We start from the raw sequence: 23,137 nt of genomic DNA on the forward strand, positions 1-23,137 counted from the left end.
CATCAAGGGGCCTGAATGACGGCTGTCGTATCGACCTCTCGACCAAGCATTGCCTCGCTGGAGGCGCCGCGGCTCGCGCACTATCTCGCGGTCGGGCTGATCGCCGGCGCCATTATCGCGCTGCAGATCGCGGTCATGCGGGTGTTCGCCGTCGGCAGCTGGTCGCATTTCGGCTCCCTGGTGGTCAGCCTCGCCATGCTCGGCTTCTCGCTGTCCAGCGTCGTCATCTTCGCCGGCAAGGGCTGGTTCGACCGTCACTGGCAAGGGGCGGCCACCGCGGCCCTGCTGCTGATCGGTCCGCTTGCCGTCGGCGCCAACCTTGTTGCCCAGACGGTGCCGTTCAACGCCATCTTCCTGGTCTCCGATCCCGCGCAGAAATGGCGGCTGCTGGCCAATTTCCTGCTCTATCTCCTGCCATTCCTGGCCGGCGCGTTCTTCCTCGGCATCGTCTTCCTGAAAAGCCGCACCGCTTTCGGCCGCGTCTATTTCGCCGACCTCACCGGGTCGGGGCTGGCTGGCCTCGTCGTGCTGGTGTCGCTCTATCTGTTCGCACCGGAAACCATCATCGTCGTGCCGCTGCTGCTGTGGGCCGCCGGCTCGCTGCTGTGGTTCTTCGCCTTCGGCGCCTGGAAGAGCGTTGTCGCCGGCGTGGTCGTGGCGGCGCTGTCGATCGCCGGCTACCTCATGCTGCCCGGTCTGCTCGGCATCCCCGACATCGCCGTGTCGCAGTACAAGGGCGTCGCCTATGCCCGCAACTTTCCGGACGGCAAGCGCATCTACCGCAGCGTCTCGCCGTTCGGCGATTTGCAGGTCTATGCCAGCTCCTACATGCATTTCGCGCCAGGCTTGAGCGACAATGCCGCCTTCGGCATGCCCGAAGTGCCGGCCAACACCTATGTCGGCATGTACCGCGACGGTGACGGGCCGGAAGGCATCATGCGCAATCTGGCGCCGGCCGAGCAGGTCTATTTCCGCTATCTGCCGATGCACTACCCCTATGTCATCAAGGACAAGCCCAAAACCTTCGTGGTGCAGTTCGGCGGCGGCATCTCCACCCAGGCCGCGCTCAATGCCGGTTCGACATCGGTGACCGTCGCCGAGAGCAATCCGATGACGCTGCGGGCATTTCGCGATCCGATCCTTAGGGATGTCACCGGCGATATCCTGGCCGAGCCGCGGCTCAAGGTGATCGACTATGACGGGCGCCTGTTCCTTGCCAACACGACAGAGCGCTACGACGTCATCGACCTCAGCCTCGCCGACAGTGTCGGCCTGTCCAATCCGGGCGGCTTCGCCATCTCTGAAAAATATGCCTACACGCATGAGGCGATGCTGAGCTACATGCACGCGCTTGCCGATGGCGGCGTGCTGTCGGTGACCCTGTGGAACAAGGAAGAGCCGCCGAAATCGGTGCTGAAGCTCTATTCGACCATCGCCGAGGCGGCGAAAGCGTTCGACCCGCAAGGCGCGGCCAACGACATCTTCGCCGTGTCGAGCTATCTGTCGACGACCACGGTGCTGTTCAAGCGTGGCGGCTTCAGCGAGGCCGAAATCAAGACGCTGCGCGACTACACCAAGTCGATGTCCTGGGAAGAGGTCTATTATCCAGGAATGGTTTATGACGGTTCGGGCGCGCAAAAGGTGCTCGATGATTACCGCGCCTCGATCTTCGGCAGCGGACAGGATGCGACGCTGACCCAGCCGGCCGCCGATGCGACCGCGCCTGTAAATCCCGATTGCGACCCGACGGCACCTGCCGATCCGACGCTGGACACCTGCGCGGGTGCCGGCGGCGATGCCGGCCCGCAGGTGCTGCCGGCGACGGAACTACAGCGCATGACCTGGCACGCGCTTTTGACCGGCGGTTGGGAAAAACTCGCCGGCGATTATGTCTTCGACGCGCGGGCGCTGAGCAACGACCAGCCCTATTTCGCCGCCTATGTGAAGGTCGCCGACCTGCCGCGCACGCTCGACCGGCTCGATCTGTTCCAGGACGATTGGGGTTACCTGCTGATCTGGGCGACGCTCGGCATCGCCTGCATCACGGCGGCATCGTTGGTGCTGCTGCCGGTCCTCTTCGGCTGGCGCATCGTGTTCTCGCGCTCGCGCGGCAAGCTCGGCACCATCCTCTATTTCGCTTGCCTCGGCCTCGGCTACATCATGGTCGAGGTCGGGCTGATCAGCCGCTTCACCGTGGCGCTCGCCAATCCGACCGTGTCGGCCTCGGTGCTGATCTCCTCGATGCTGGTGTTCTCCGGTCTCGGCAGCCTGTTTGCCGAACGCATCTTCGACCGCGCCAGGACGCTGCTGCCGGTCGTGCTGCTGGCGGTCTGCGTGCTGTTGCTCGCCTATGGCTTCTATCTGTCGCCGGTGCTCGACTGGATCGGCGCCTATCCCTATGCGGTGCGGCTGCTGCTCTGCTTCCTGTTGGTGTCGCCGCCGGCCTTCCTGATGGGCATGCCGATGGCCACCGCCATGACCTGGCTGGCGTGGCTCGGCAAGGAGCATCTGTTCGTCTGGGCGTGGGGCATCAATGGCTGTTTCTCGGTGATCGGCTCGGCCGCCGTGCCGATTGTCGCCACCAGCTTCGGGCTGAGCGCCGTGCTGCAATGGTCGGCGGTCGCTTATCTCATCGCCATCCCGGCCTTCTTCGCGGTGCTGTTGCCGTCGAGGGCGCCGGCTGTGCGGCTGGTACCAGCCTGATGGTTGACCGGCGCGCCATCGTCGCCGGATTGCTGGCCACGGCGGTGTTTCCGGTGGCAAGCCAGGGGGCGCGCTTGCACAAGGCTATCTCGACCATCGTGCCGTTCAAGGCGTCGCCGTTTCCCTATCGGGGCAAGCTGCCCGATGGCTCCGCACCGTTCCTCGACGTCACCGCGTCGGATGGAAGGCGTGGCCACACTTCGCCGCGCGGCGGCATCTATTGGGAGGACGAGACCTATTCCGACCGCTCGACGCTGCTGGCGGTGCCGAAAGGGTTCGATCCGGCGAAGCCGGCGGTCATCGTGGTGTTCTTCCACGGCAATGGCGCCACCTTGCAGCGCGACGTGGTCGGCCGCCAGCGGGTCGTCGCGCAGGTGGAGGCCTCCGGCCTCAATGCCGTGCTGGTGGCGCCGCAATTCGCCAGCAATGCGCAGGATTCCAGCGCCGGCAATTTCTGGACGCCGGGTTATTTCGCCAGCTTCATGGCCGAGGCGGCGCAAGGCCTGGCCAAACTCACTGGCGCCAAGGCGGCAAAATTCGACGCCATGCCGGTGGTGCTGGCCGCCTATAGCGGCGGCTACAATCCCGCAGCCTTTATTCTCAAGAATGGTGACATCGGCGGCCGCGTGCTCGGCGTCATTCTGCTCGATGCCGTCTTCGACGAAGCCGACATTTTTGCTACCTGGATCGTGCAGCACCGGAAGAGTTTCTTCGTCAGCGCCTATGGCAAATCCTCGGCTTCCGGCAATGCCGAGATCCGGCAGTTGCTGGCGGGCCAGGGCATCAATGCCAGTTCCGACCCGCCGCGCCGCCTCGAAGCCGGCACCATCGCCTTCCTCGCCTCGGATGCCGCCCACGATACGTTCGTCACGCGCGCCTTCGTCGGCAATCCGCTGCAGTGGTTGCTAGGGCGCGTGCACGGGTTCCCGCGCTAGACCTGGGCAGCATTTCAAGCGGGCAGCGCGCCATCGATGCCGGTTCCGGCCGCCGCCATGAGTGCCGCCGCCACCGCTGCGGCGCGGCGTGCCTTCGGGCCGTGCTCGGGCCAGACGATGCGACGCTTGATGGTCAGTGCCGGTATTTCGCGCGCGATTTCGACGAGATGGCCCGCGTCGAGATGGCGGCGCAACACCAATTCGCTGGCCAGAAGCGCGCCCATACCGGCGATCGCCGCTTGCGCCGCGACGATGGTCAACCCGAAGCGCGGACCCTGGTCGATGTCTTTCCTTTGCCGCGCCGCCGCTGTGAACCAGCCCCGCCATGTGGGGTAGACATCGTCGCCCATCGTCGGGTCGATATGCAGCAGCGGCATCCTGTCCAGCATTTCGGCCCTGTCTGGACCGACATGCCCCTCGACCAGCGCCGGCGCGCAGGCCGGGATGACCCGTTCGGTGAAGAGGTCGAGCGCCGCGATGTCCGATGCCGCGCCCTTGCGGTAGCTGATGGCGAGGTCGACGCCTTCCTCCGCCATGGCGTCGAGCCCGACGGAGGCGACGATGCGGACCTCGAGCCGCCCCAGGGCCGGCCGCACCATCGCAAGGCGTGGCGCGAGCCAAAGCGAGGCGAAGGACGGATCAGCCGAGATGGTGAAGGTCTCGGCCTTGCGTTCGAAGCGCAGCCGGCGCATGCCGGAGGCGATCGCGTCGAAGCCGCGGTCGATATCGGGCAAGGCGGCCTCGGCGGCGCGGGTCAGCAAAATGCCATTGCCTTCACGCCGGACCAGCTTGACGCCGAGGCGCTCTTCCAACTGTCGAATCTGATGGCCGATGGCGCCGGGCGTGACGCCGAGCTCCTCGGCGGCGCGCGTCAGGCTGCCGGCCCTGGCGGCGGCCACCAGCGCCCGCAAACCGGAAAGCGGCAAGTCCCTCAGCGTTGTCATGTTTTGAATTTACCTCAAAACCTGGGGAAAGGAACTCGTTTGAACACGGACTTTTCGTCGCCTAGGCTGGTCGAAGAAATTCAACCGCAGGGGATGCCAGATGCTCGACACGCCAAAGCATGCAAGCCAGCCAAGAGACGCTGCCTTACAGACGGTGCCGATCCGCGCAATGCGCGCCGAGGGCGGTCGCGTCGCTGTCGAACTAGCGGACGGCCGCTCGGCAAAACTCTCGACGCGCTGGCTGCGGCTCGTCTGCGAATGCGGTGAATGCGGCGACACCGCCTCGGGCAAGAGGTGGCTGACGCCGGCCGATGTCGGCAAGGAAATCCATGCCGAGAGCTTCGATGTCTCCGCTCCCGGGCAGGTCACCGCCATCTGGCAGGATGGGCATGTCTCGCATTACGGCGCGGCCTTTCTGGCGAGCCATGTTAGCGGCTCCGGCCCGGTCCGTTTCCAGCCGCAGCTGTGGCACAGCGACCTTGCTGGGCGGCTTGGCCATTTCGCTTTCGATGCGGTGGTCGCGGATGACGAAGCGCTGTTTCAGTCGCTCAGGGCGCTCAGGGATCACGGCATCGCCATGCTGACCGGCGTTCCGGCCGAGACGGAAGCAACAGTGCGGGTTGCCGGCCGCTACGGGCCGATCCGCGAGACCAGCTACGGCAAGGTGTTCGACCTGACCTCGCGGCCGGATGCGCGGGTGGCAGGCGAGACGGCGCGGGCGCAGATCCCGCATACGGACGAGCCGTTCCGCTATGCGCCGCCGGGCTTTATCTTCTTCCACGCCATCCGCACCGGAGCGGGCACCGGCGGCACCTCGCTGATGGTCGACGGCTTTCAGGTCGCCGAGCTGATGCGGAGGCGCACGCCGGAGCTGTTCGAGCTGTTGACGCGGCACGGCGTCACCTTCCATCGCGAGCATGAAGGCGAGGTGTTCTTCAGCGCCGAGGCGCATGTCATCAGCCTCGATGCGGCGGGCGCCGTCACCGGCATCCGCTACAATGACCGCTGCCTGGCGCCGCAATGGGCGCCTCTGGACCGGATCGACGGGCTGATCGAGGCGCTGGCCGAACTGACGCGGCTGATCTGCGATCCGCAGAACCAGTTCCAGCACCAGCTGCAGCCGGGCGAGGTGCTGGTCTTCGACAACCAGCGCGTCCTGCACGGCCGCAGCGCCTTCGACCCGACGCTTGCCGTGCGCCATCTCAGAAGCTGCAACATCGACCGCGACGGCGTGCACAGCGCGTTTCGGACGCTGGCCAGACGGTTCGCGCCGGAGGAGGCGGAGGCGATTTTATACCAAGGAGCTATTTTCTAGGCGGTGTTCCATCGTATGCGGCTATTGACCGGAGCCTAACCAACTTCGTCATCCCTGGGCGAAGCAGGAGCGAAGCTCCGTCGCGGAGACCCTGGTGTCCATGCCGCGACGCTTGTCGAAGAATGCAGCGGTTCAGAATAGATAGCCGGTGATCGGCACAACCGAATAAAATCTGCACCGCTGCAGCGCGTTGATGTCGCGGCATGGACCCTGGGGTCTGCGCCGCGTCGCTTCGCTCCTTGCTACGCCCCAGGATGACGACGGCGCGTCTCTCAATTAAACCACAGCGCAAAGGTCAAAAACCCGCCGCCGCCGAATTCGCGCTGGATTTGGTCGAAATCCTCGCTGGTCAGGATCTTGCCGCTTTCGAGATAAGGCGCGATCGCCGGGCCGGTGATCGACAGCACCAGGTCGAAATTCTTCGGTTCGTCGAAGAAGCGCTTCATGTTGATGCCTTTGCCGGTGATGCGGAAATGCGGCAGCAGCGCGCGGCCTTCGAGCAGGTCCTCGGCCATGGTCAGAGTGGCGAGCCAAGCCTGCACCTGTTCCTCGCCGACTTCGAGGCCGGTCAGCGGGTTCTCGCCCTTCTGCTGCGGTCCGGGCAGCCATTCGCGATCATTGTCGGTCTCGGCGCGGATCGCCTTCCAGTCCTCGCGCGACAGCCGGATCATTTCGAGCAATTCCTGGCGCGCCGCCTTGCGGCGCTCCGGCTCGACCACCGGCCAGTTGATCATGTGCACCATCGAGATGAAATCGGCGATGCGCCATTCCGAGGAGAAGATGCTCGAGCCCATCTCGCTCGGCGGCGGCACGAGGATGTCCTGCAACGGCAATTTTGCGCGCGGGAACAGCATGTGGAACGAGCCGTCGAACGTGCCCCTGAAATCATGCGCCAGCCAGAAATCGGCCTGCGCCATCAGGAACTCTGCATAGCCTTGCAGCCAATAGCCGTCTGCGCGGTCGAAGCGGAAGGTCAGCGCAGGTGCGGCATCGCCCTGCGAAATGCTACCGCGTGAAAGCGCGGCCATGATCGCCGCCATGCTTTCGTCGGGCGCAATCGTGCCGTCCTCGTTGAGGTCGATGCCGACATGGGTGAGATCGATGACCATGCCGATATCGGCATCGGCGGGCACCGAGCCCAGCGTCGCGGCGGATTTCGCCAGCCGATCGCGGAAGGCGACCAGTATGGCGCGGAACTCTTCGTAGGTCAGCGGCTCAGGGTTGGGATTGGGCGGCACCGGCAGCTGCATCAGCGGCAGCATGAAGGATTGCGGGCTCTCGAAACCATGGCGGTGCAGGCCGCTGGCGAGCAGCTCCAGCGCCGTGAAGAATTCGCCGGCGCCGGCGGCATAGGCCGAGGCCGGATCTTTTGGCGCGGCGGCCTCCAGCGTCGACAGGGCGCTGTCGCGTGCGGCCACGGTCTTGGCCTCGAACAGAACGGTTGCCGCCTCGGGCATGGCGGCACTGGCGGAAGACCAGGGCATAAGCACAATGAAAGCGGATGCCAGCAGGCTTGCTATTCGTGTCATCGTTTCCCCTCCCAAGCATTTGTCGCCGACAATCATACACAGATTTGGGGCTATTTGAGGCAGAGCGCCTGTCAGCGCCGATGCACTGTCCACTTCGTTGCATGATTGTCGAGGGATATGCTTCTACCCGCCTTCCGGACCGTCTACACAGGGCAAACGATTGGGCATTGCGTGTCGAACTATCCGCTTTCCTACAAACTGTCCTGGCTGCCGCGTTTCCTGAAACCGTCGCTTGGCGGCGACCGCAACGGGTTTGCGCCGATGGCGGGGACGTTGATGGAGCCACCGCCGGGAAGGACGGTGCGGCTTGCCTTCATCGGCGACATCTCGGCGGTGGCCAACCGCCGTGCGCCGGACTGCGACCCGGCGATCAAGGCGCTGCTTGGCACAGCCGATCTGGTGATCGGCAATTGCGAAAGCCCTGTCGTGGATAGGCCAAGTGCTGTGCTCGGCACAAAGCTTGGCACGCACCACGCGATGAGCGAGCGATTTCTGGCCGAGGCGCTCGCGGCGGTCGGCATTGCGCGTGAAAAACTGGTGCTGTCGCTGGCCAACAATCATGTCCTCGACCAGGGCGTCGCCGGTTTCGAAGAGACGGTGGCGGCGCTGAAGCGGCTTGGTATCTGCGTCATTGGCCTCGCCGCCGACGGTCCGGTGCAGCCGGTCAAAGTCGGGCCTCTGGATATCGGCTTCGCCGCCTTCACGCTGTGGCGCAATGCCGATGAAAACCTGTTTGCCGGGCGTGTGTCGATGAACCCGACGGGCTGGCAGCGCGATCATTTCGACCTTCGCTGCGCCGTGCCGCACTGGGACTGGGAGTTCCGGCACTTTCCGCGCGCCGGAACAAGGGCATTGGCCAGGCGCCTGGCCGGGCAGGGCGTCGGGCTGATCGCCGGTCATCACGCCCATGTCGTGCAGCCGGTGGAGCGGATCGGCGGCACGATCGTCGCCTATGGGCTCGGCGATTTTTTGGGTACTGCCCTTGCCCGACAGCCATGGCCGGGGCGCATCGGCGGCATTTTCGTTGTCGATGTCAGCGCGGATGCAGGGACGCGCGGGGCGATTGCGTCTTACCGGATGTATCCGTTCGTGCGGCTGCGGGACAGGGATCATGAACGGTTGGTTCCGGTGGCAGGGTTGGAGAGCCGAATGCGTGACAAGGTCGAGGGGCGGCTGAGAGCGATCTTTCCTTCTCCGGCAACGGAAGAGGGTGTCACTGCCTAGCCGTCTGGTGGCCCCCACAAAAGCAGCTATCATGCAGCCGTGCTGGCGGCGGAGAGACGGCGGTGGAAACAGCGGATTTCATGCCTGATGAGACTGAGATCGCAGCCATCCGGAAGGGCATCGAAGCCTACGAAGCGGCGAGGGCTTCGACGCTGAGGCAGGTGCGTTGGCGCACGCCGCTTTTCGTTGGCTTGGTGCTGGTGGCCGTGGCGCTGATCGCCTGGCTGTTCAACAAGGTTGCCGATCCCAACGAGCAATGGTTTTCGACGCCGCATGTGTTTCTCTACATCATCGGTTTCGTGACGGCGATCCTGCTCTATTTCCGGGCGATCCGGCCGGCAACGCGGCTGCAGCAATCGTTTCGCGAGACGCTGATGCCGATCATCTTCGGCTTCATCGGGGATATGCGCTACCAACATGAGGTGACGCCGCATTCCTTCGACCGGCTGCCGCGCGAGACGGTCGGCGGCGCCAGCATGAGCCGCTTCGACGATGTCATATCGGGACGCTATGACGGGTTTGCGTTCGAACTCTACGAAGCGGACCTTTGGGATGGGGCGTCGACCAAGACCAAGGCGACGACCTTCAAGGGCGTCATCGTCGCTTTCGCGGCCATCGACCCGTTCCCGGGAATATTGGTGGCGACGCGGCGCACCAATGCGGTCATGGGCTTCTTCCGCGGCATGTTCGCCGGCAAAATGCAGGAGCTGTCATCCGGCGTGCCCGAACTCGATGCGGCGTATGAATTCCGCACCGACAATGTCGAGGCGGCGCGGCCGCTGGTGATGGGCCGGCTGGCGCAGGCGCTGAAATGGCTCGGCGAGACCTGGCCGGACGATCCCGCCCGCGTTGCGCTCAATGGCGGCGATGGTTTCCTGCTGTTGCCGCAGGCGAAGAATTTCTTCGAACTGCCCGAAATATCGGTGCCGCTCGACTACACCACGCATGTCGCGCCGATGATCTCGGACATGGGCGCCATGCTGGCGACCGCGGCGCTGGTGCGCAAGATCGGCGCCAAGGACGCGGCCTAGAGCAGTTCACCGTTTCACGGAAACGGTGAACTGCTCTAGGCCTTTGTTTTCACGCAATTCCCAAGGGAAAGCGCTCTGCGCTTTTCCCGAGAAAACCGATCACACTTTTCCTGGAATTGCTCTGGCCGGCGTCGAAACAAAACGTGTCCTGTCGATTTCCCGGAACGTTTTTTGTGATCCCGCCGGACAGCAATTACGGCAGTGGCGTGATGACAGTCATATGGCATCTAACAGACTCTTTTCGTGGCAGAATTCGCTGACGCGATTGGCGCGAGATGACACCAGTCCTGTTGACCTGCAAGCAATGTGTCAGAATTAAGCCTATGATTTCCTTTGCGAAAATTCACTCAACGTGATTTGCGGCCAGCAGGCTTTCCGGCCCAGTGTCGGCTCGTTCGGTGCTGTCGTTGCCCAAGGCGACGGCCCGGAAATCCGAAACAGCACGGAGTACATCCGATGAAAAGAACCCTCGTAACCACTGCCGCTCTGCTCGCCTTCCTCGGCACGGCCTATGCCGCGTCCGTTCAGGGCACTATCCAGGCGGTCGATCCGACGACCAAGTCGATCACGCTTGACGACGGCAAGATTTACCAGCTGTCGCCGGAAGCGAAGGTCGGCAAACTGAAGGTCGGCGCCAAGGTGGCTGTGACCGTCGATGACAAGACCGGCATGGTGACGTCGATCAAGAAGGCTTCGTAGCCGCTAGCGTCATGCGTCGGCAGACTTGCTGACCGGACTTTTCAGACCCTGCTCCAGTCTTGGCCGGTTCCTTCGGGGATCGGCCATTTTCCTGCTCTTGGTCACTCACCGCCAGGCGGCCAGGGTGACGGAACGCTGCCCCGACAGCGCTCCTATGGTTTTTGCCAAACAGCCGCGCTATCCCTTGGCCGACGGGGGATCTGCATGGCTGACGAACAGAAAGGGGTCGGCCTGTCGCGCCGGCTGGTGCTCGGTGCGGCCGTGGTCGGCGGCGCGGTGCTGTGGGGCGGCACTACCATGGCGCGGCTGGCGCGCGGGCCTTCGGGGCCGAAGAACGCCGGACGCATCGCCGATATCGATGGCATTGCCCTGCCGCTGAAGCCGATCGCCAATCCGCCGGCCTTTGACCCCTCGCTGCCCTGGTTGGCGAAAGGCGGCGACATCAACGACGCCAGCGGCCTGTCGCGGACGCCGGTCTATGGCGTCGTCGAGGTCAGCGAGGAGGACCATATCGCCAGGGCGTTGGCCTTCGCCCGCGCCAACGGGCTGAAAGTGTCGCTGGCCGCGATCCGCCATTCGATGGGCGGGCACGCCTTTGATGACAACGCGCTGGTGCTCGACCTCAAAAAATTCAACAAGGTCAGCGTCGATGCGACGGCAAAGACCATGACCTTGCAGCCGGGCGCGCGCTGGCACGATATCCAGAACCTGCTGCATCCGCGCTTCGCGGTGAAGGCGATGCAGTCGACCGACATCTTCTCCGTCGGCGGCTCGCTATCGGTCAATGCGCATGGCATGGACCATCAGGCGGGCTCGGTGGCGGGTTCGATCCGCTCGATGCGGGTGATGCTGGCCGATGGGTCGGTGACGACCTGCTCGCCAACCGAAAACACCGAGCTTTTCCGCCATGTCGTCGGCGGCTACGGCCTGTTCGGCGTGGTGCTGGAGGCGACGCTCGACATCGTCGACAACGCCGTTTACCGGACCTCGCGCGAAATCATCAAATCCGACGATTTCCCGAAGTTCTTCGCCGAGGTGCTGGAGCCGAACAAGGATATCGGCCTGTTTTACGGCCATCTGTCGACGGCGCCGGGCAATTTCCTCGAGGACATGATCGTCTACCGCTACGACAAGGTGGCCGAGCAACCGCCTTCAGACCAGCCGGCGATCGGCGAACCGGGCTCGGTCGGGCTGAAGCGGGTGATCATCAACCTGGCGAAATGGGGCAGCCTGTTCCAGGAGCTGAAGTGGTTCACCGAAAAGACGCTGGAGCCGAAATTCGAAAACTGCACCGTGGTGCGCACTTCAGCGATGGCGCAAGGCGAGGCCTGTCTCGTCACCCGCAACAATCCGATGCACGATTCGGTGCCGTATCTGTTCAACGATCTGGCTGAAGAGACCGACATACTGCACGAATATTTTATTCCACGTGCGGCCTATGTCGAATTCATCACCGAGGCCCGCGAGATCCTGCGCAACCAGTCGCTGCCGGTGCTCAACGCCTCGGTGCGCATCGTCCACAAGGAGGATGTGGCGCTGACCTACGCGCCGGAGCCGGCCTATTCGCTGGTGCTCTATATCAACCAGCCGACCGATGCCGACGGCAATGCCAGGATGAGGGCGCTGACCCGGGCGCTGATCGACGTGACGATCAAGCGTGGCGGGCGTTTCTTCCTGCCCTACCAGTTGCACTACACGGCCAAGGAGTTGCTGGCCTCCTATCCCGAACTGCCGGCTTTCTTGGCATCGAAGCGGCAATATGACCCGACGGAACTGTTTTCCTCGACCTTCTACCGTGCCATCAAGGCACTGAGCGGGGTTGCGTAAGCAGGAGAACAATCTATGCGGATGGTATCAGCGGCAGCCCTCACTCTCATCGCGCTGTGCGCTGGACCGGCCGGAGCCGAGGACCTCAAGGCGTTCAAGCTGACCATCGATGGCGTGACGGTCGACATCGATCCCGGCGAAACCACCGACATCACGCTGCCCGGCGGCAAACAGAGCAAGGTGACGCTGCAACACAACGACTTCGCCACCTTTTCCGGCGACAGTTTCTCCTTCGTCCATCCGAGCAGCATTTCGGTGACCAAGACCGATCTTGGCGAAAACATCACGCAATATCTGATGGCGTCGGCGCTGGGCACGATCGTCGTCGTGCAGGAATATGGCAAGATGAACCCGGTGTCGCTCAACCAGCTGATGCTGCAGGAGATGACCCGGGAATCGGTGCAGGCCGGTGCCGAAGTGACGCAGCAGCCGACGACCCGCAAGCTCGCCGACGGCAAGGAATTGACCGGCATCCGCGCCGAGGTGAAGACGCGCACCGACACCGCGTATTTCGAGATCGTCGGCTACGGCCTCGCCGATCAGGGACTGTTGTTCATCACGCGCGTCGGCAGCAAGGATTTGGGCACCGAACAGCCGCTGATCGACAAGTTCTGGGAGAGGCTGAAGGTCAAGATGTAGGGACCAGGGCAGTGTCTCAGTTTGGATTTGGGCTCTGGGTCGAATGCGCCTCGTTTTCCTGGCGTATTCTCGAAAACGAGTTGCTCGGAATTGGTGATTTATGAACCGAATCACCAAAAAGGACTTGCGATAGATGAGAAGCTCGCAAATGGAGAAATATGTCTGGGCCTCGGTTCTATATTATGTCGTGGTTGCAATTGGGGGTGTAGTTCTTTTTATCTTAATCAACTTAGTTGGAATCTTTTTGGGTCTGTTTGCGCTGTTTGGATATTTGGCGCTGGTCATATCCCTCAATGCATGGCGACTGAGACGGCATCCGCGAAGCGTCTATCAAGTCGAATTGACCAAACGGAGACTGGGCGACTGACACCGCTGGATAGAACCCGCCGGCAGGCCTTTGATCGTGAGTCATACGTCAGCAGCAGGTCGTGAGCCGAGACGCTGGCGGACTAAAACCCCGTCGGCACCAGGCTGGCCAGCCAGTTCACCGAGCGTTTTGCCGCGTCGGCGGTCGCCGAGGCCGCACGGCCAAGATCGGTCTTGACCACGGCATAGCCGTTCTTGGTGCGGTAGAGCACTCCGGTGCCGCCATCGACCACCTGTTCATAGGCGACGGGCCGGGCAGCGTCCGCTTCGACGGCCGTCGTCGGCGTGCCGACCGGGACGCTTGGCCGACGGCTCAGTTCCGGCGGCAGCGGGCTTTCGACCTTGACGACCCGGCTGACCGGCTTCAGCTCCGGGCGGGATGCGATCGCGGCGAGTTGCGAGGAGGATGACGACCCCTTGGCGCGGCAGATGCCGGACACCAGCGGATAGTTGAAATTGCGCTGGTGCAGGATCTGGCTCTTCATCGCGGCTTCGCAGTCGGCGATGGTCGACCACTTGGCCGGCGTCTCACCGATATATTCGCACAGCTTGGCGTCGCAGTCGCAGCCGACAATGGTCATGGCGACAAGGGCGGTCTTGATCACGGTCTTGTCCCTTCGAGATGCCCCCCGGCAGCCCATTCATTTCCATCGCGCGCGAACAAGGCGGGATTTGGCCGCGATTGTGGAATGAGCGTGGCGGAGCGCTCTGGGTGACCAATCTTTGCGCGGTGTTACCGAAAGGCCTCAATAATCGTAGACGTGTTCGAGTTTTGCGCCTGCCTTCATCAGCGACGGCAGCACCAGATGCAGCTTGCGCACGGCCACCACCATGCCGGTGCGGCGCGTCGAGGGGTCGGCCGGCAGCGGATAGCTGAACAGGATGCGCATGCCTTCGGGAACGGCGATCGAGTCGGTCGAAAGCATGGTGACCATGATCTCGTCATTGCCGCCGATCTCGACGAAGGAGACGCCCTTGTCGATCAGCCGCGGGATCATGTCGGTGAAGACCTGATAGCGCTTGGTGACGAAGAAGGTGCCGTCAGTGCCGTAATCGCGTTCCAGCAAGGTGTCGGGCTCATTGCGGGTGGCTTCGCCGACCGGACCCTTGGCCCAGACATGGATGTCGAGCAAGGCCGGGTCGGAGGTGGCGGCAAGCGCCTTTTTGATCAGGTCGGCATAGCCCTGCTTGATGGTGTCGGCGAGACCGAAGGCGAGCTTGCGCTCGCTACCGCGGATGGAGCTGTCTCCCGGCGCCGGCTGCACGGCAAACAGGCCGGCGCGCTTTTCGGCATAGGGGAACTGGTACCACGGCACCTGGTCGAGAAAGCCTGCGTAGTCCGCCGCCACCTTGGCCTGGTAGATGTCGGCGGCGGTGCGCTTGGCCGACGTCGCCTCGGTGATGCGGCCGACCGTGTTCTCATAGGCCCATTGCAGGATGTGCTCGATCGAGTGGCTGGTGCCGATGATGACCAGCATCTGGTGGTTGGCATAGTTGAACTTGTAGGGCGAGCTGGCGCGGATCACCGTGGCGTAGTCCTGCCAGAAGCGGCCGACATAGGACCAGTAGGGAAAGCCGCTCGGCTGGTCCTTGGCGACGAAGCCGGCATATTCGCGCGCGGCGTAGACGATCGCCCATTCGGGATAGGTGAGGAAGGTCGATTCCTCCGGCCGCTGGTAGCCGGGGATCTCGGCGCGGACCTTGTCGGCCAGCGCCTTGGGCGGCGCGCCATCGGCGATGCCGGGCAGCGGCGTCTTGTCGAGCGACGACGTGGTCAGGAAGCCATAGCTCAGCCCGACGACCGGGATGAGGATGACGATGACGATCAGCCAGAGGATCGTCTTGACGAGGCGCTTCAGCCAGCGAAACAGGAACATGGCCGGTCAGGCCGTGGCGAAGTGGTCGTAGATGCGCTTCGACAGCCAGAAGCCGACATAGACGGCGAAGCCGCCAATGACGAGGTGCGGCAGGTTGGCGAAGAAGCGGGCGGGGAATTCGATGTCGTTGAGGGAGCGGAAGCCGTTGATGAAGATGCCGGCATCGAGGCAGCCGGAGCCGGTGATCAGCCCGAGCACGCCGTCGAACAGATAGATCGAGCCGAACAGCTTGAAATAGAACACCGCCTGGCGGTGCGAGATGAAGGCGGCCGCCAGCGCCCAGACGCCGGAGAAGGCGTGCAGCAGGTCGTCGTACCATTGCAATGAGAACAGGCCGAACAGATTGCCGTTGGCATCGTTGAACGCCGGTATGTAGCCGATTGCGACAACGGCGAAGAACAGGAAAGCATAGGCAACGGCAAGCTTCTGGATCAGCGTCATGAAGTATCCCCCTTCAATTGACGTCGAAGGGTAGCTGATTTTTGCTGCCGGTTGCAGCCCCAGCTGGAAAGACCGTAAAAATTGTGGGGATAGCCAAAAAGACAGTCGGCGCCGGGATTTCTCCCAGCGCCTCCCTGTCAGATCAGGACACGGTCGCGGCAGCAACTTCCGTAAAGTCGTCGCGCCATGCCGGCCTTGATTTTGACGGTCCTGTCAGTCCGCCACCCGAGAGCAGCGTCCGTTCGGGACCTCGCCGGTCTCCACCCTTGCGGGTTTTGCCCTGCGGCCATCGAAGGTTTTTGCCGTCCTTCATGGCAGCATCGGTCCGCCGTCGGCGTTGGCACGCTTTCCGCGGCCCCGTAGGTCTCGGCTTCCGTCCCTCGAACAGGCAAGCCTGCTCTCGCTTCGGGCCGTACGGGCCTCAGGAAATCCGCCTTTCACTTCGCCTTTCGGCTTGATGATTGGTAGCCGCCTGAGATGGGTTAAACTTACGCCGGGTAAGGGTCTTGGGGAATGGCCCTGGGCCTGTGGATAGCGGGATTATCGGGGACTGTTTGCCGAGTGTCCCGACATTTCGGTGCAGGTTGCCTTAGACAGCGTGCCCCGCTTTTTGGTGCTCCGACCGACAGCACCCCTTGCTCCGCCGGCGGGCAGGGGTTTCAATGCCGGCAAAGGATCGGGCGTGTATGTCCGGCGCCGGGGAGGGCGAGTATTTGAAAGTCGGGGTGGTTCTTAATCCGATTGCCGGTGGCGGCCGGCTGAAACGGGATTGGCCCGAGGTTGCCGCCTCGCTGAAAAAGCATTTTGGCGATTTCGAACTGCGCGAGACGCAAGCCGAGGGCGATGCCGAACGGCTGGCAATCGACCTCGCGGCCAGCGGGTTCGACCTTGTGATCGCGGCGGGCGGTGACGGCACGGCGAGTGAAGTGGCCGACGGGCTGCTGCAGGCGTCCGAAGAGAGCGGCAAGACGACCGAGCTTGGCCTGCTTCCTTGCGGCACCGGCATCGATTTCGCGCGCGGGCTCGGCCTGCCGAAAGACGTGGATGCGACGCTGAAGCGGATCGCCGAGGCGAAGGGGCGCAAGGTCGATGCCGGGCGCATCTGCTACATTGACGACCATGGCGCTTTGGCCAGCCGCCACTTCATCAACATCGCCAGCCTCGGCCTGTCGGGCGCCACCGACCGCGCGGTCAATGCCGACAAGCGCAAGGGCAAGATGTCGGCCAAGGCGCTGTTCCTGTGGCGCACCGTGGTCGAGTTCATCCGCTACCGCTTTCAGGATGTCCGGATCACCGTCGACGACGGCACGCCGGTCGAGGCGCACATGGCGCTGGTGGCGGTGGCCAACGGCAAATTCTTCGGCGGCGGCATGATGATCGCGCCGGATGCCGAACTGACCGACGGCCAGTTCGACATCGTCATCCTGCGCGCGGCCGGCAAGCCGAAACTGATCTGGGACATCCGCCTGCTCTATGGCGGCCGGCACCGCAACCATCCGGCGATCACCATATTGCGCGGAAAGAAAGTGGTGGTCGAACCGCTCGGCGATGTCGAGAAGAACGGCGCCCTGGTCGACATAGACGGCGAGTCGCCCGGACGCATACCGGCGACCTTCGAGATCCTGCCTGGAGCGCTGACGCTCAGATATTGAATCAAGGCGTTGCCAGATTGATTCAGGTCTTTTCGAAACTGAATCCGGCTATCGATTCAAACGAATGAAATTGCTCGGGTTTTCCGTCCCCGGTCAAGGTTCCAGCTTGGCCGGGAAACCGGGGGCACGCAGGTCGGTGCCAACGGCATCCTCGAGAAGTTTGACGATCTGCGTCGACCAGGCGCCGCCGCCATAGGCTTCCTTGCCTTGCTCAAAAATCGCGTTGACGCGCGCGGCGAGATCGAGCGGCACGCCGAAATCCTTGCCCATGCCCAAGGCGAAGCCGAGGTCCTTCAGCGCCAGGTCCATGGTGAAGCCGATGTCGTAGGAGCCGTTGAGGACGAGCTGGCTTTCGGTCTCGTGAACGAAGCTGTTGCCGGAGGAGGCAACGATGGCGTGGTAGGATTGGGCAAGGTCGAGCCCGCCCTGCTTGGCCAGCATCAGCGCCTCGCCGGCGGCGACGAGATGGATGAAGGCGAGCATGTTGGTGATCACCTTGATCACCGCCGCCGAACCGATCGGACCCATCAGGAAGGAGCGTGCGCACATCGCTTCGATGGCAGGGCGATGGCGCTCGTAGAGCGCGACATCGCCGCCGACCAGCGCGGTGATTTTTCCCGCTGCCGCCAGATGCACGCCGCCGGTGACCGGGCATTCCAATGTCTCGACGCCGCTGACCAAGGCGAGGTTCGCCAGGCGAAGAATCTCGTCGCGGCCATTGGTCGACATCTCGATCCAGGTGCCGCCCTTGGGCAGGCCTTCCAGCAATCCGCCGGGGCCGGCCAGCACCGTTTCGCTGACCTTTGGCGAGGGCAGGCAGGTTATGGCGTTCCCAGCGCGAGCAGCGGCCTCGGCGGGGCTGTCGGCGGCGGTGGCGCCGAGCGCCACAAGGCGCGCGACGGCGGTAGGATCGCGGTCGAAGACCGTCACGGCAAAACCGTTGCGGACCAGGCTGGCGGCAAGGTTGCCGCCGAGATGGCCGAGGCCGATGAAGGCGTAGCTTTCGCTCACGGCATCAACGGTGTCTGCATCATCTGCAGGTGCAAATCCTTGCCGGAATAGGGATGGGCATCGCAAACCGCCTCGTTGAGCTCGACGCCCAGCCCCGGTTCCTTCGAGGGGATGACGTTGCCGTCCTGCCACTCGATCTTCTTCTTCAAGAGCGTGGCGTGGAAACCGTCCCACTGCTTCAGCGATTCCAGGATCAGGAAGTTGGGCAGCGTCACCGCCAGCTGGATGTTGGCGGCGCCGACGATCGGCCCGCAGTAGCAGTGCGGCGCGACCTGGATGTGGTAGGCCTCGGCCATCGCGGCGATCTTCTTGGTCTCGAGGATGCCGCCGGAGCGGCCGAGATCGGGCTGCAGGATGGTCGCGGCGCGGTTCTCGATGACGCGGGCGAACTCGAACTTGGTCGTCAGCCGCTCGCCGGTGGCAATCGGGATCGATGTGCCTCGCGCCACCTGCGCCATCACTTCGGGCATGTCGGGCGGCACCGGCTCCTCGAACCACAAGGGATCATAGGGCTCGATGGCACGCGCCATGCGCAGTGCGCCCGAGGCGGTGAACTGGCCGTGCGTGCCGAACAAGATATCGGCGCGGGTGCCGACCGCCTCGCGGATCGCCTTGACCATGCGGGTGGCGACATCGATGTCGATGAGGCGCGGCTGGTGGCCGTCAAAGGCGGTGTAGGGACCGGCCGGGTCGAGCTTGACGGCATTGAAACCCTGCTCGACATATTCGAGCGCGCAGGCCGCCGCCATTTCTGGGTCGTTGTAGACGTTCCTGCCGTCCGGCGCGTCCTCGGAATGGACGCTGCCGGTGTGCGGATAGAGATAGGTGTAGGAGCGCAGCGTCTCGTGCACCTGGCCGCCGAGCAATTTGTAGACCGGCTTGTTGGCCTCCTTGCCGATAATGTCCCAGCAGGCCATTTCGAGCGCCGAGAAGCAGCCCATGCCGGTCACGTCGGGGCGCTGGGTGAAGCCGGAGGAATAGGCGCGGCGGAAGAAGGTCTCGATGTCGTGCGGATCGTGGCCGATCAGATAACGCTCGGCCATGTCCTCGACCAGCTTGGCCGTGACATGGGCGGAGAAGGTGGCGTTGTAGGCCTCGCCGTAACCGACCACGCCGCCATCGGTGGTGAGCTTGACGAAGATGAAATATTTGCCGCCGATGCCGGGCGGCGGGTTGCCGACAACCCAGGTCTTGACGTCGGTGATCTTCATTTGTGGTCCTCCAGAACCAGTTCGGCACCCTTCCACCCGGTCATGATCGAGGCGGCGTTGGTGTTGCCGGTGATGTTGTCGGGAAAGATCGAGGCGTCGATGACGCGCAAGCCTTCAAGCCCATGCACTTTCAGGCGCGGATCGACGACGGAGCGCGCGGGATCAGGCCCCATGCGGCAGGTCGAGACCGGGTGATAGACGGTGCCCGAGCGCTTCCTGAAATCGGTGATCAGGTCGGCGTCGGACTGGATCGACGGGCCGGGCAGGACCTCTTCCTGAATGATCTCGGCCATCGCCGGCATCGAGGCGATCTTGCGCAAGAACTTCACCGCCGCCAGCATCTCCTCGACGTCGGCGTTGGTCGAATAGGCGTTGGCGGTGATTCTTGGATAGTCCAGCGGGTTGCTGGAGCGGATCATGATCTCGCCGCGGCTCGACGGGCGGCAATTGGACAGGCCGATGGAAAAGCCCGGCCAGGGATCCGGCGTCAGGATCGGCCGCTCGCCGCTCTTCGGGATGACGGTCGAAAAGGCCTGGAAATAGAGCTGCATGTTGGGGCGCGAGAACGCCGGGTCGGTGCGGAAGAAGCCGCCGCCATGGTTCATCGACAGCGACAGCGGACCCGACCGCGTCAGTATGTATTGCATGCCGACCAGCAGCTTGCCCCACCAGGGGCGCAGGATCTGGTTGAGCGTCGGCACCTTGCCCTTGAAGGTGTAGTTGATGCCGACATGGTCCTGCAGATTGGCGCCGACATTCTCGTTGGCATGGACGACCGGTATGCCGAGTCCGCCAAGCAGCGCCGACGGACCGATACCGGACAATTGCAATAACTGTGGCGAATTGATCGAACCGCTGGACAGGATGACCTCGCGGCCGGTGCGCGCCGTCTTGGTCTCGCCGTTCTGCAGATACTCGATGCCGACCGCGCGTTTGCCTTCGAACAGGATGCGGGTCGCCAGCGCGTTGGTCTCGACGCGGACGTTTGCGCGCTTCATCGCCGGGCGCAGAAAGGCGCGTGCAGCGGACATGCGGCGACCGTTCTTGGTCGAGATCTGGTAGGTGCCGACGCCTTCCTGGGTAGCGCCATTGAAATCGGGATTGAGCGGCAGGCCGGCCTGCTGGCCGGCGGCGAGATAGCGCTTGGTCAGCGGGTGGACAGCGTTCATCGTCTCGCTGATGTGCAGTGGACCACCGGTGCCGCGCCATTTGTCGGCGCCGGCCTCATTGTCCTCGATCGCCTTGAAGGCCGGCAGCAAATCATCATAGCCCCAACCAGGATTGCCGGCGGCGCGCCAGTCGTCGAAATCCTCGCGCGCGCCGCGGATCCACACCATGGCGTTGATCGAACTCGACCCACCGAGCAGCTTGCCGCGCGGCCAGTGGTCGACGTTGCCGCCGAGACCGGGATCGGCTTCGGTCTTGTAGTTCCAGTTGACCGCCGGATCGAAGAAGGTCTTGCCGTAGCCGAGCGGCATCTGCACGTAGAAGCGCTGGTCGGTGCCGCCGGCTTCAAGCACCAGCACCGAAAAGCGGCCCGAGGCCGACAGCCTGTCGGCGAGCACCGAGCCGGCCGAGCCGGAGCCGACGATGATGAAGTCATAAGTCTGCATGATGGGTGTTGGCGGCTCCGGAAATCTGGCCGCAGCCTAGACGCGGCAGCCTTGCTAAGTCGCCGCGCCTTCCGGCATGCGTTGTGAAAAAAGCGACTGGGATGTCAGGTCGAGTTGCGGGGAATACCGACAATCGTGCTTGATATGCCGGGGGTCGAGGGCTTATGCGATGGCATCGACCACTCTGCGGAAGGCAGGACAATCATATGCGTACCCTGTCGGATGCCTTCATTCCCGAGCTGCCGGGCTACTACAAGGGCAAGGTCCGCGAGAATTACGATTTGGCCGACGGGCGGCGCATCATCATCGCCACAGACCGTCTCAGCGCCTTCGACATCATCCTGACCTCGATCCCGTTCAAGGGCGAGATCCTGACCCAGACGGCCCGCTACTGGTTCGAGGAAACCGCCGATATCTGTCCGAACCATGTGCTCGAATATCCCGATCCCAATGTCGTCGTCGGTACGAGGCTCGACATCCTGCCGGTCGAGATCGTCGTGCGCGGTTATCTGGCGGGGACCACCAGCACCTCGATCCTGACCCGCTATAAGCGCGGCGAACGCGACATGTACGGGATGCGCCTGCCGGACGGGCTGCGCGACAATGAGAAGCTGGCCGAGCCTGTCATCACGCCGACGAGCAAGGCCGCGGATGGCGCCCATGACGAGCCGCTGTCGAAGGCAGATATCCTCGAACAGGGACTGCTCACGCAGGCGCAGTGGGACACCGTCTCGGATTATGCTTTGCTGCTGTTCGCCCGCGGCCAGGCGCGCGCCGCCGAGCGCGGACTGATCCTCGCCGACACGAAATACGAATTCGGCACCGACAAGAACGGAACGATCATCCTGGCCGACGAAATCCACACGCCGGACAGCAGCCGGTACTGGATCGCGGCGAGTTACGAGCAGGCCCTTACAAGCGGCACGCGGCCGGAGAGTTTCGACAAGGATTTCATCCGCTCGTGGGTGGCGGCGCGCTGCGACCCCTACAAGGATCCGATCCCGAAGATTCCGGACGAGATCGTCGAGCAGGCTTCCGGTGTCTATGCGCAGGCTTACGAGGCGATCACGGGCAAGCAATTCGTCCCAGACGTTTCCGGGGATACCGTTCTCGATCGCATCCGCTCGAACCTCGCGCGCTACTTCTAGCGAACCATCCAATGGCGCGTTGACGCGTCCGCGCCGTGAGGCTACGGGATCGAGGGCAATCGATCTCAAGCCATCGACCTCAGGGATTTTCTCGCATGGTGCAGTACGCGGAAGGACGGCCGATCGGAGACCTGACGCTGCGCACGCTGGCCATGCCTTCCGACGCCAATGCGGCCGGCGATATTTTTGGCGGCTGGGTGATGGCGCAGATGGACCTTGCCTGCGGCATTCGCGCCGCCGAGCGCGCCAGGGGCCGCGTGGTGACGGCGGCGGTCAAGGAGATGTCCTTCGCCAAGCCGATGAAGATCGGCGACACGCTGTGCATCTACACCCATGTCGAACGCGTCGGCCGCACCTCGATGACGCTCAAGGTCGAGGCCTGGGCGCAGCGCTATCTCTCCGACCTGATGGAAAAGGTGACGCACGCCGATTTCGTCATGGTGGCGCTGGACGGTGAGGGCAAGCCGAAGGCCGTTCCGGCCGAGGGTTGACGGAAGCCCCGTTCTGCCGTTCCCCAATATGGCGCAATTGTTACACCGCTGATGCGAGCGATGCGTTTCGCGACATTCAATGGTTGCCTTCACGCCCGAGTGTGTCGGCGTTGGGGGAGAGACAATGCGTCAACACATACTGAACAGCTGGCTGGTGGCGGCCCTTGTCGGCGTGGTCTGTCTGCTCGGCGTAACCGCCTATGCCGAAGTCAAAAACGACCTTCCGAACACCTCTTGCCTGCATGGCGACAAGGGCGCCCGGAAGCCGGCCGCGACATGCGCGCCCTGCAGCCCGGCGCCTTGCGAGGGCTTGGCGCCAAGAAGCTGAAGGACTGCCTTTGGTCCGCGATTGACGTGGTCAAAGCAGCGCGTGCGTCGGTCCGTCTGAAGCGTCATACGACAAAGTCGCCAGGGCTCGTCTAGAGAGCCACGAATTCCCTCTCTTCAGGCAAATTCGCTCACTGCGAAACGACGGATCCCT

General features: G+C 63.5%; 20 protein-coding genes. 12 read left to right on the forward strand and 8 right to left on the reverse strand.

Annotation, left to right across the window (positions count from 1 at the left end; all coding sequences use genetic code 11):
- Window positions 1–15: 15 nt before the first annotated feature.
- Together AC56QX_RS13645 and AC56QX_RS13650 are read left to right on the forward strand one after the other, a co-directional pair.
- Window positions 16–2,703 carry a spermidine synthase family protein gene (locus tag AC56QX_RS13645; RefSeq protein WP_497116584.1) on the forward strand — a complete coding sequence of 896 codons (2,688 nt, stop codon included), beginning with the start codon at window positions 16–18 and terminating at the stop codon, window positions 2,701–2,703.
- Window positions 2,703–3,638, forward strand: coding sequence for a hypothetical protein (locus AC56QX_RS13650; protein WP_497116586.1), 936 nt, complete (start codon window positions 2,703–2,705; stop codon window positions 3,636–3,638). Before AC56QX_RS13645 ends, AC56QX_RS13650 begins: the two co-directional genes overlap by 1 nt.
- Before the next feature lie 14 nt (window positions 3,639–3,652).
- Here AC56QX_RS13650 and AC56QX_RS13655 read toward each other — a convergent pair whose 3' ends face one another.
- On the reverse strand, window positions 3,653–4,582 hold the full coding sequence (locus tag AC56QX_RS13655; RefSeq protein WP_497116588.1) for a LysR substrate-binding domain-containing protein: 930 nt from the start codon (window positions 4,580–4,582) through the stop codon (window positions 3,653–3,655).
- 100 nt (window positions 4,583–4,682) lie between these two features.
- On the opposite strand from AC56QX_RS13655, the gene AC56QX_RS13660 reads away from it, so the two are divergent.
- Entirely contained in the window at window positions 4,683–5,897 is a 1,215-nt protein-coding gene (locus tag AC56QX_RS13660; protein WP_497116589.1) for a clavaminate synthase family protein, read from the forward strand.
- Window positions 5,898–6,169: 272 nt separating this feature from the next.
- Here AC56QX_RS13660 and AC56QX_RS13665 read toward each other — a convergent pair whose 3' ends face one another.
- Window positions 6,170–7,426: a hypothetical protein gene (locus AC56QX_RS13665; protein WP_497116591.1), complete on the reverse strand. Its 1,257-nt coding sequence runs from the start codon at window positions 7,424–7,426 to the stop codon at window positions 6,170–6,172.
- Window positions 7,427–7,597: 171 nt separating this feature from the next.
- Here AC56QX_RS13665 and AC56QX_RS13670 point away from each other — a divergent pair, with 171 nt between their 5' ends.
- From AC56QX_RS13670 to AC56QX_RS13690, 5 genes are all read left to right on the forward strand, one after another.
- Complete coding sequence (locus AC56QX_RS13670; RefSeq protein ID WP_497116592.1) at window positions 7,598–8,650, forward strand: CapA family protein; 1,053 nt, start codon at window positions 7,598–7,600, stop codon at window positions 8,648–8,650.
- 80 nt (window positions 8,651–8,730) lie between these two features.
- Window positions 8,731–9,681 carry a hypothetical protein gene (locus AC56QX_RS13675; RefSeq protein ID WP_497116593.1) on the forward strand — a complete coding sequence of 317 codons (951 nt, stop codon included), beginning with the start codon at window positions 8,731–8,733 and terminating at the stop codon, window positions 9,679–9,681.
- Between the two features lie 456 nt (window positions 9,682–10,137).
- On the forward strand, window positions 10,138–10,380 hold the full coding sequence (locus tag AC56QX_RS13680; RefSeq protein WP_027044101.1) for a DUF1344 domain-containing protein: 243 nt from the start codon (window positions 10,138–10,140) through the stop codon (window positions 10,378–10,380).
- Between the two features lie 204 nt (window positions 10,381–10,584).
- The gene (locus AC56QX_RS13685) at window positions 10,585–12,207 is read left to right on the forward strand and encodes an FAD-binding oxidoreductase (RefSeq protein WP_497116594.1); all 1,623 of its coding nucleotides are present in this window, start codon (window positions 10,585–10,587) and stop codon (window positions 12,205–12,207) included.
- A gap of 15 nt (window positions 12,208–12,222) precedes the next feature.
- A complete protein-coding gene (locus tag AC56QX_RS13690; RefSeq protein WP_497116595.1) occupies window positions 12,223–12,846 on the forward strand; it encodes a hypothetical protein in 624 nt (207 codons plus the stop codon).
- Window positions 12,847–13,295: 449 nt separating this feature from the next.
- Here the strand turns inward: AC56QX_RS13690 and AC56QX_RS13695 are convergent, their stop codons facing one another.
- The 3 genes from AC56QX_RS13695 to AC56QX_RS13705 all read right to left on the reverse strand — a co-directional run bounded on the left by AC56QX_RS13695 (window position 13,296) and on the right by AC56QX_RS13705 (window position 15,530).
- The gene (locus AC56QX_RS13695; RefSeq protein ID WP_497116596.1) at window positions 13,296–13,817 is read right to left on the reverse strand and encodes a hypothetical protein; all 522 of its coding nucleotides are present in this window, start codon (window positions 13,815–13,817) and stop codon (window positions 13,296–13,298) included.
- Window positions 13,818–13,958: 141 nt separating this feature from the next.
- A complete protein-coding gene (locus AC56QX_RS13700; protein WP_497116597.1) occupies window positions 13,959–15,089 on the reverse strand; it encodes a hypothetical protein in 1,131 nt (376 codons plus the stop codon).
- Between the two features lie 6 nt (window positions 15,090–15,095).
- Complete coding sequence (locus AC56QX_RS13705; RefSeq protein WP_497116598.1) at window positions 15,096–15,530, reverse strand: hypothetical protein; 435 nt, start codon at window positions 15,528–15,530, stop codon at window positions 15,096–15,098.
- 713 nt (window positions 15,531–16,243) lie between these two features.
- Here AC56QX_RS13705 and AC56QX_RS13710 point away from each other — a divergent pair.
- Complete coding sequence (locus tag AC56QX_RS13710) at window positions 16,244–17,182, forward strand: diacylglycerol/lipid kinase family protein (protein WP_497117755.1); 939 nt, start codon at window positions 16,244–16,246, stop codon at window positions 17,180–17,182.
- A 93-nt stretch (window positions 17,183–17,275) separates the two neighbouring features.
- Here AC56QX_RS13710 and AC56QX_RS13715 read toward each other — a convergent pair whose 3' ends face one another.
- The 3 genes from AC56QX_RS13715 to AC56QX_RS13725 are packed head-to-tail and all read right to left on the reverse strand — an operon-like array spanning window position 17,276 to window position 21,017.
- Window positions 17,276–18,193 carry an NAD(P)-dependent oxidoreductase gene (locus AC56QX_RS13715; protein WP_497116599.1) on the reverse strand — a complete coding sequence of 306 codons (918 nt, stop codon included), beginning with the start codon at window positions 18,191–18,193 and terminating at the stop codon, window positions 17,276–17,278.
- Window positions 18,190–19,404: a mandelate racemase/muconate lactonizing enzyme family protein gene (locus AC56QX_RS13720; protein WP_497116600.1), complete on the reverse strand. Its 1,215-nt coding sequence runs from the start codon at window positions 19,402–19,404 to the stop codon at window positions 18,190–18,192. Before AC56QX_RS13720 ends, AC56QX_RS13715 begins: the two co-directional genes overlap by 4 nt.
- Window positions 19,401–21,017: a GMC family oxidoreductase gene (locus tag AC56QX_RS13725; protein WP_497116602.1), complete on the reverse strand. Its 1,617-nt coding sequence runs from the start codon at window positions 21,015–21,017 to the stop codon at window positions 19,401–19,403. Before AC56QX_RS13725 ends, AC56QX_RS13720 begins: the two co-directional genes overlap by 4 nt.
- A 206-nt stretch (window positions 21,018–21,223) precedes the next feature.
- Between AC56QX_RS13725 and AC56QX_RS13730 the strand changes: the two genes are divergently transcribed.
- The 3 genes from AC56QX_RS13730 to AC56QX_RS13740 all read left to right on the forward strand — a co-directional run bounded on the left by AC56QX_RS13730 (window position 21,224) and on the right by AC56QX_RS13740 (window position 22,984).
- On the forward strand, window positions 21,224–22,165 hold the full coding sequence (locus AC56QX_RS13730) for a phosphoribosylaminoimidazolesuccinocarboxamide synthase (RefSeq protein ID WP_497116604.1): 942 nt from the start codon (window positions 21,224–21,226) through the stop codon (window positions 22,163–22,165).
- Between the two features lie 95 nt (window positions 22,166–22,260).
- Entirely contained in the window at window positions 22,261–22,656 is a 396-nt protein-coding gene (locus AC56QX_RS13735; protein ID WP_027044112.1) for an acyl-CoA thioesterase, read from the forward strand.
- 124 nt (window positions 22,657–22,780) lie between these two features.
- Complete coding sequence (locus AC56QX_RS13740; RefSeq protein WP_497116605.1) at window positions 22,781–22,984, forward strand: hypothetical protein; 204 nt, start codon at window positions 22,781–22,783, stop codon at window positions 22,982–22,984.
- Window positions 22,985–23,137: the final 153 nt, after the last annotated feature.

It is taken from the genome of Mesorhizobium sp. RCAM 06353 (assembly GCF_059683585.1).

Bases quoted from the DNA above. Each gene is read 5' to 3' on its own strand.
- AC56QX_RS13690 (WP_497116595.1), top strand. From the start codon at position 12,223: ATGCGGATGGTATCAGCGGCAGCCCTCACTCTCATCGCGCTGTGCGCT.
- AC56QX_RS13720 (WP_497116600.1), bottom strand. From the start codon at position 19,404: ATGAAGATCACCGACGTCAAGACCTGGGTTGTCGGCAACCCGCCGCCC.
- AC56QX_RS13660 (WP_497116589.1), top strand. From the start codon at position 4,683: ATGCTCGACACGCCAAAGCATGCAAGCCAGCCAAGAGACGCTGCCTTA.
- AC56QX_RS13655 (WP_497116588.1), bottom strand. From the start codon at position 4,582: ATGACAACGCTGAGGGACTTGCCGCTTTCCGGTTTGCGGGCGCTGGTG.
- AC56QX_RS13685 (WP_497116594.1), top strand. From the start codon at position 10,585: ATGGCTGACGAACAGAAAGGGGTCGGCCTGTCGCGCCGGCTGGTGCTC.
- AC56QX_RS13650 (WP_497116586.1), top strand. From the start codon at position 2,703: ATGGTTGACCGGCGCGCCATCGTCGCCGGATTGCTGGCCACGGCGGTG.
- AC56QX_RS13645 (WP_497116584.1), top strand. From the start codon at position 16: ATGACGGCTGTCGTATCGACCTCTCGACCAAGCATTGCCTCGCTGGAG.
- AC56QX_RS13740 (WP_497116605.1), top strand. From the start codon at position 22,781: ATGCGTCAACACATACTGAACAGCTGGCTGGTGGCGGCCCTTGTCGGC.
- AC56QX_RS13730 (WP_497116604.1), top strand. From the start codon at position 21,224: ATGCGTACCCTGTCGGATGCCTTCATTCCCGAGCTGCCGGGCTACTAC.
- AC56QX_RS13675 (WP_497116593.1), top strand. From the start codon at position 8,731: ATGCCTGATGAGACTGAGATCGCAGCCATCCGGAAGGGCATCGAAGCC.
- AC56QX_RS13735 (WP_027044112.1), top strand. From the start codon at position 22,261: ATGGTGCAGTACGCGGAAGGACGGCCGATCGGAGACCTGACGCTGCGC.
- AC56QX_RS13680 (WP_027044101.1), top strand. From the start codon at position 10,138: ATGAAAAGAACCCTCGTAACCACTGCCGCTCTGCTCGCCTTCCTCGGC.
- AC56QX_RS13725 (WP_497116602.1), bottom strand. From the start codon at position 21,017: ATGCAGACTTATGACTTCATCATCGTCGGCTCCGGCTCGGCCGGCTCG.
- AC56QX_RS13705 (WP_497116598.1), bottom strand. From the start codon at position 15,530: ATGACGCTGATCCAGAAGCTTGCCGTTGCCTATGCTTTCCTGTTCTTC.
- AC56QX_RS13700 (WP_497116597.1), bottom strand. From the start codon at position 15,089: ATGTTCCTGTTTCGCTGGCTGAAGCGCCTCGTCAAGACGATCCTCTGG.
- AC56QX_RS13665 (WP_497116591.1), bottom strand. From the start codon at position 7,426: ATGACACGAATAGCAAGCCTGCTGGCATCCGCTTTCATTGTGCTTATG.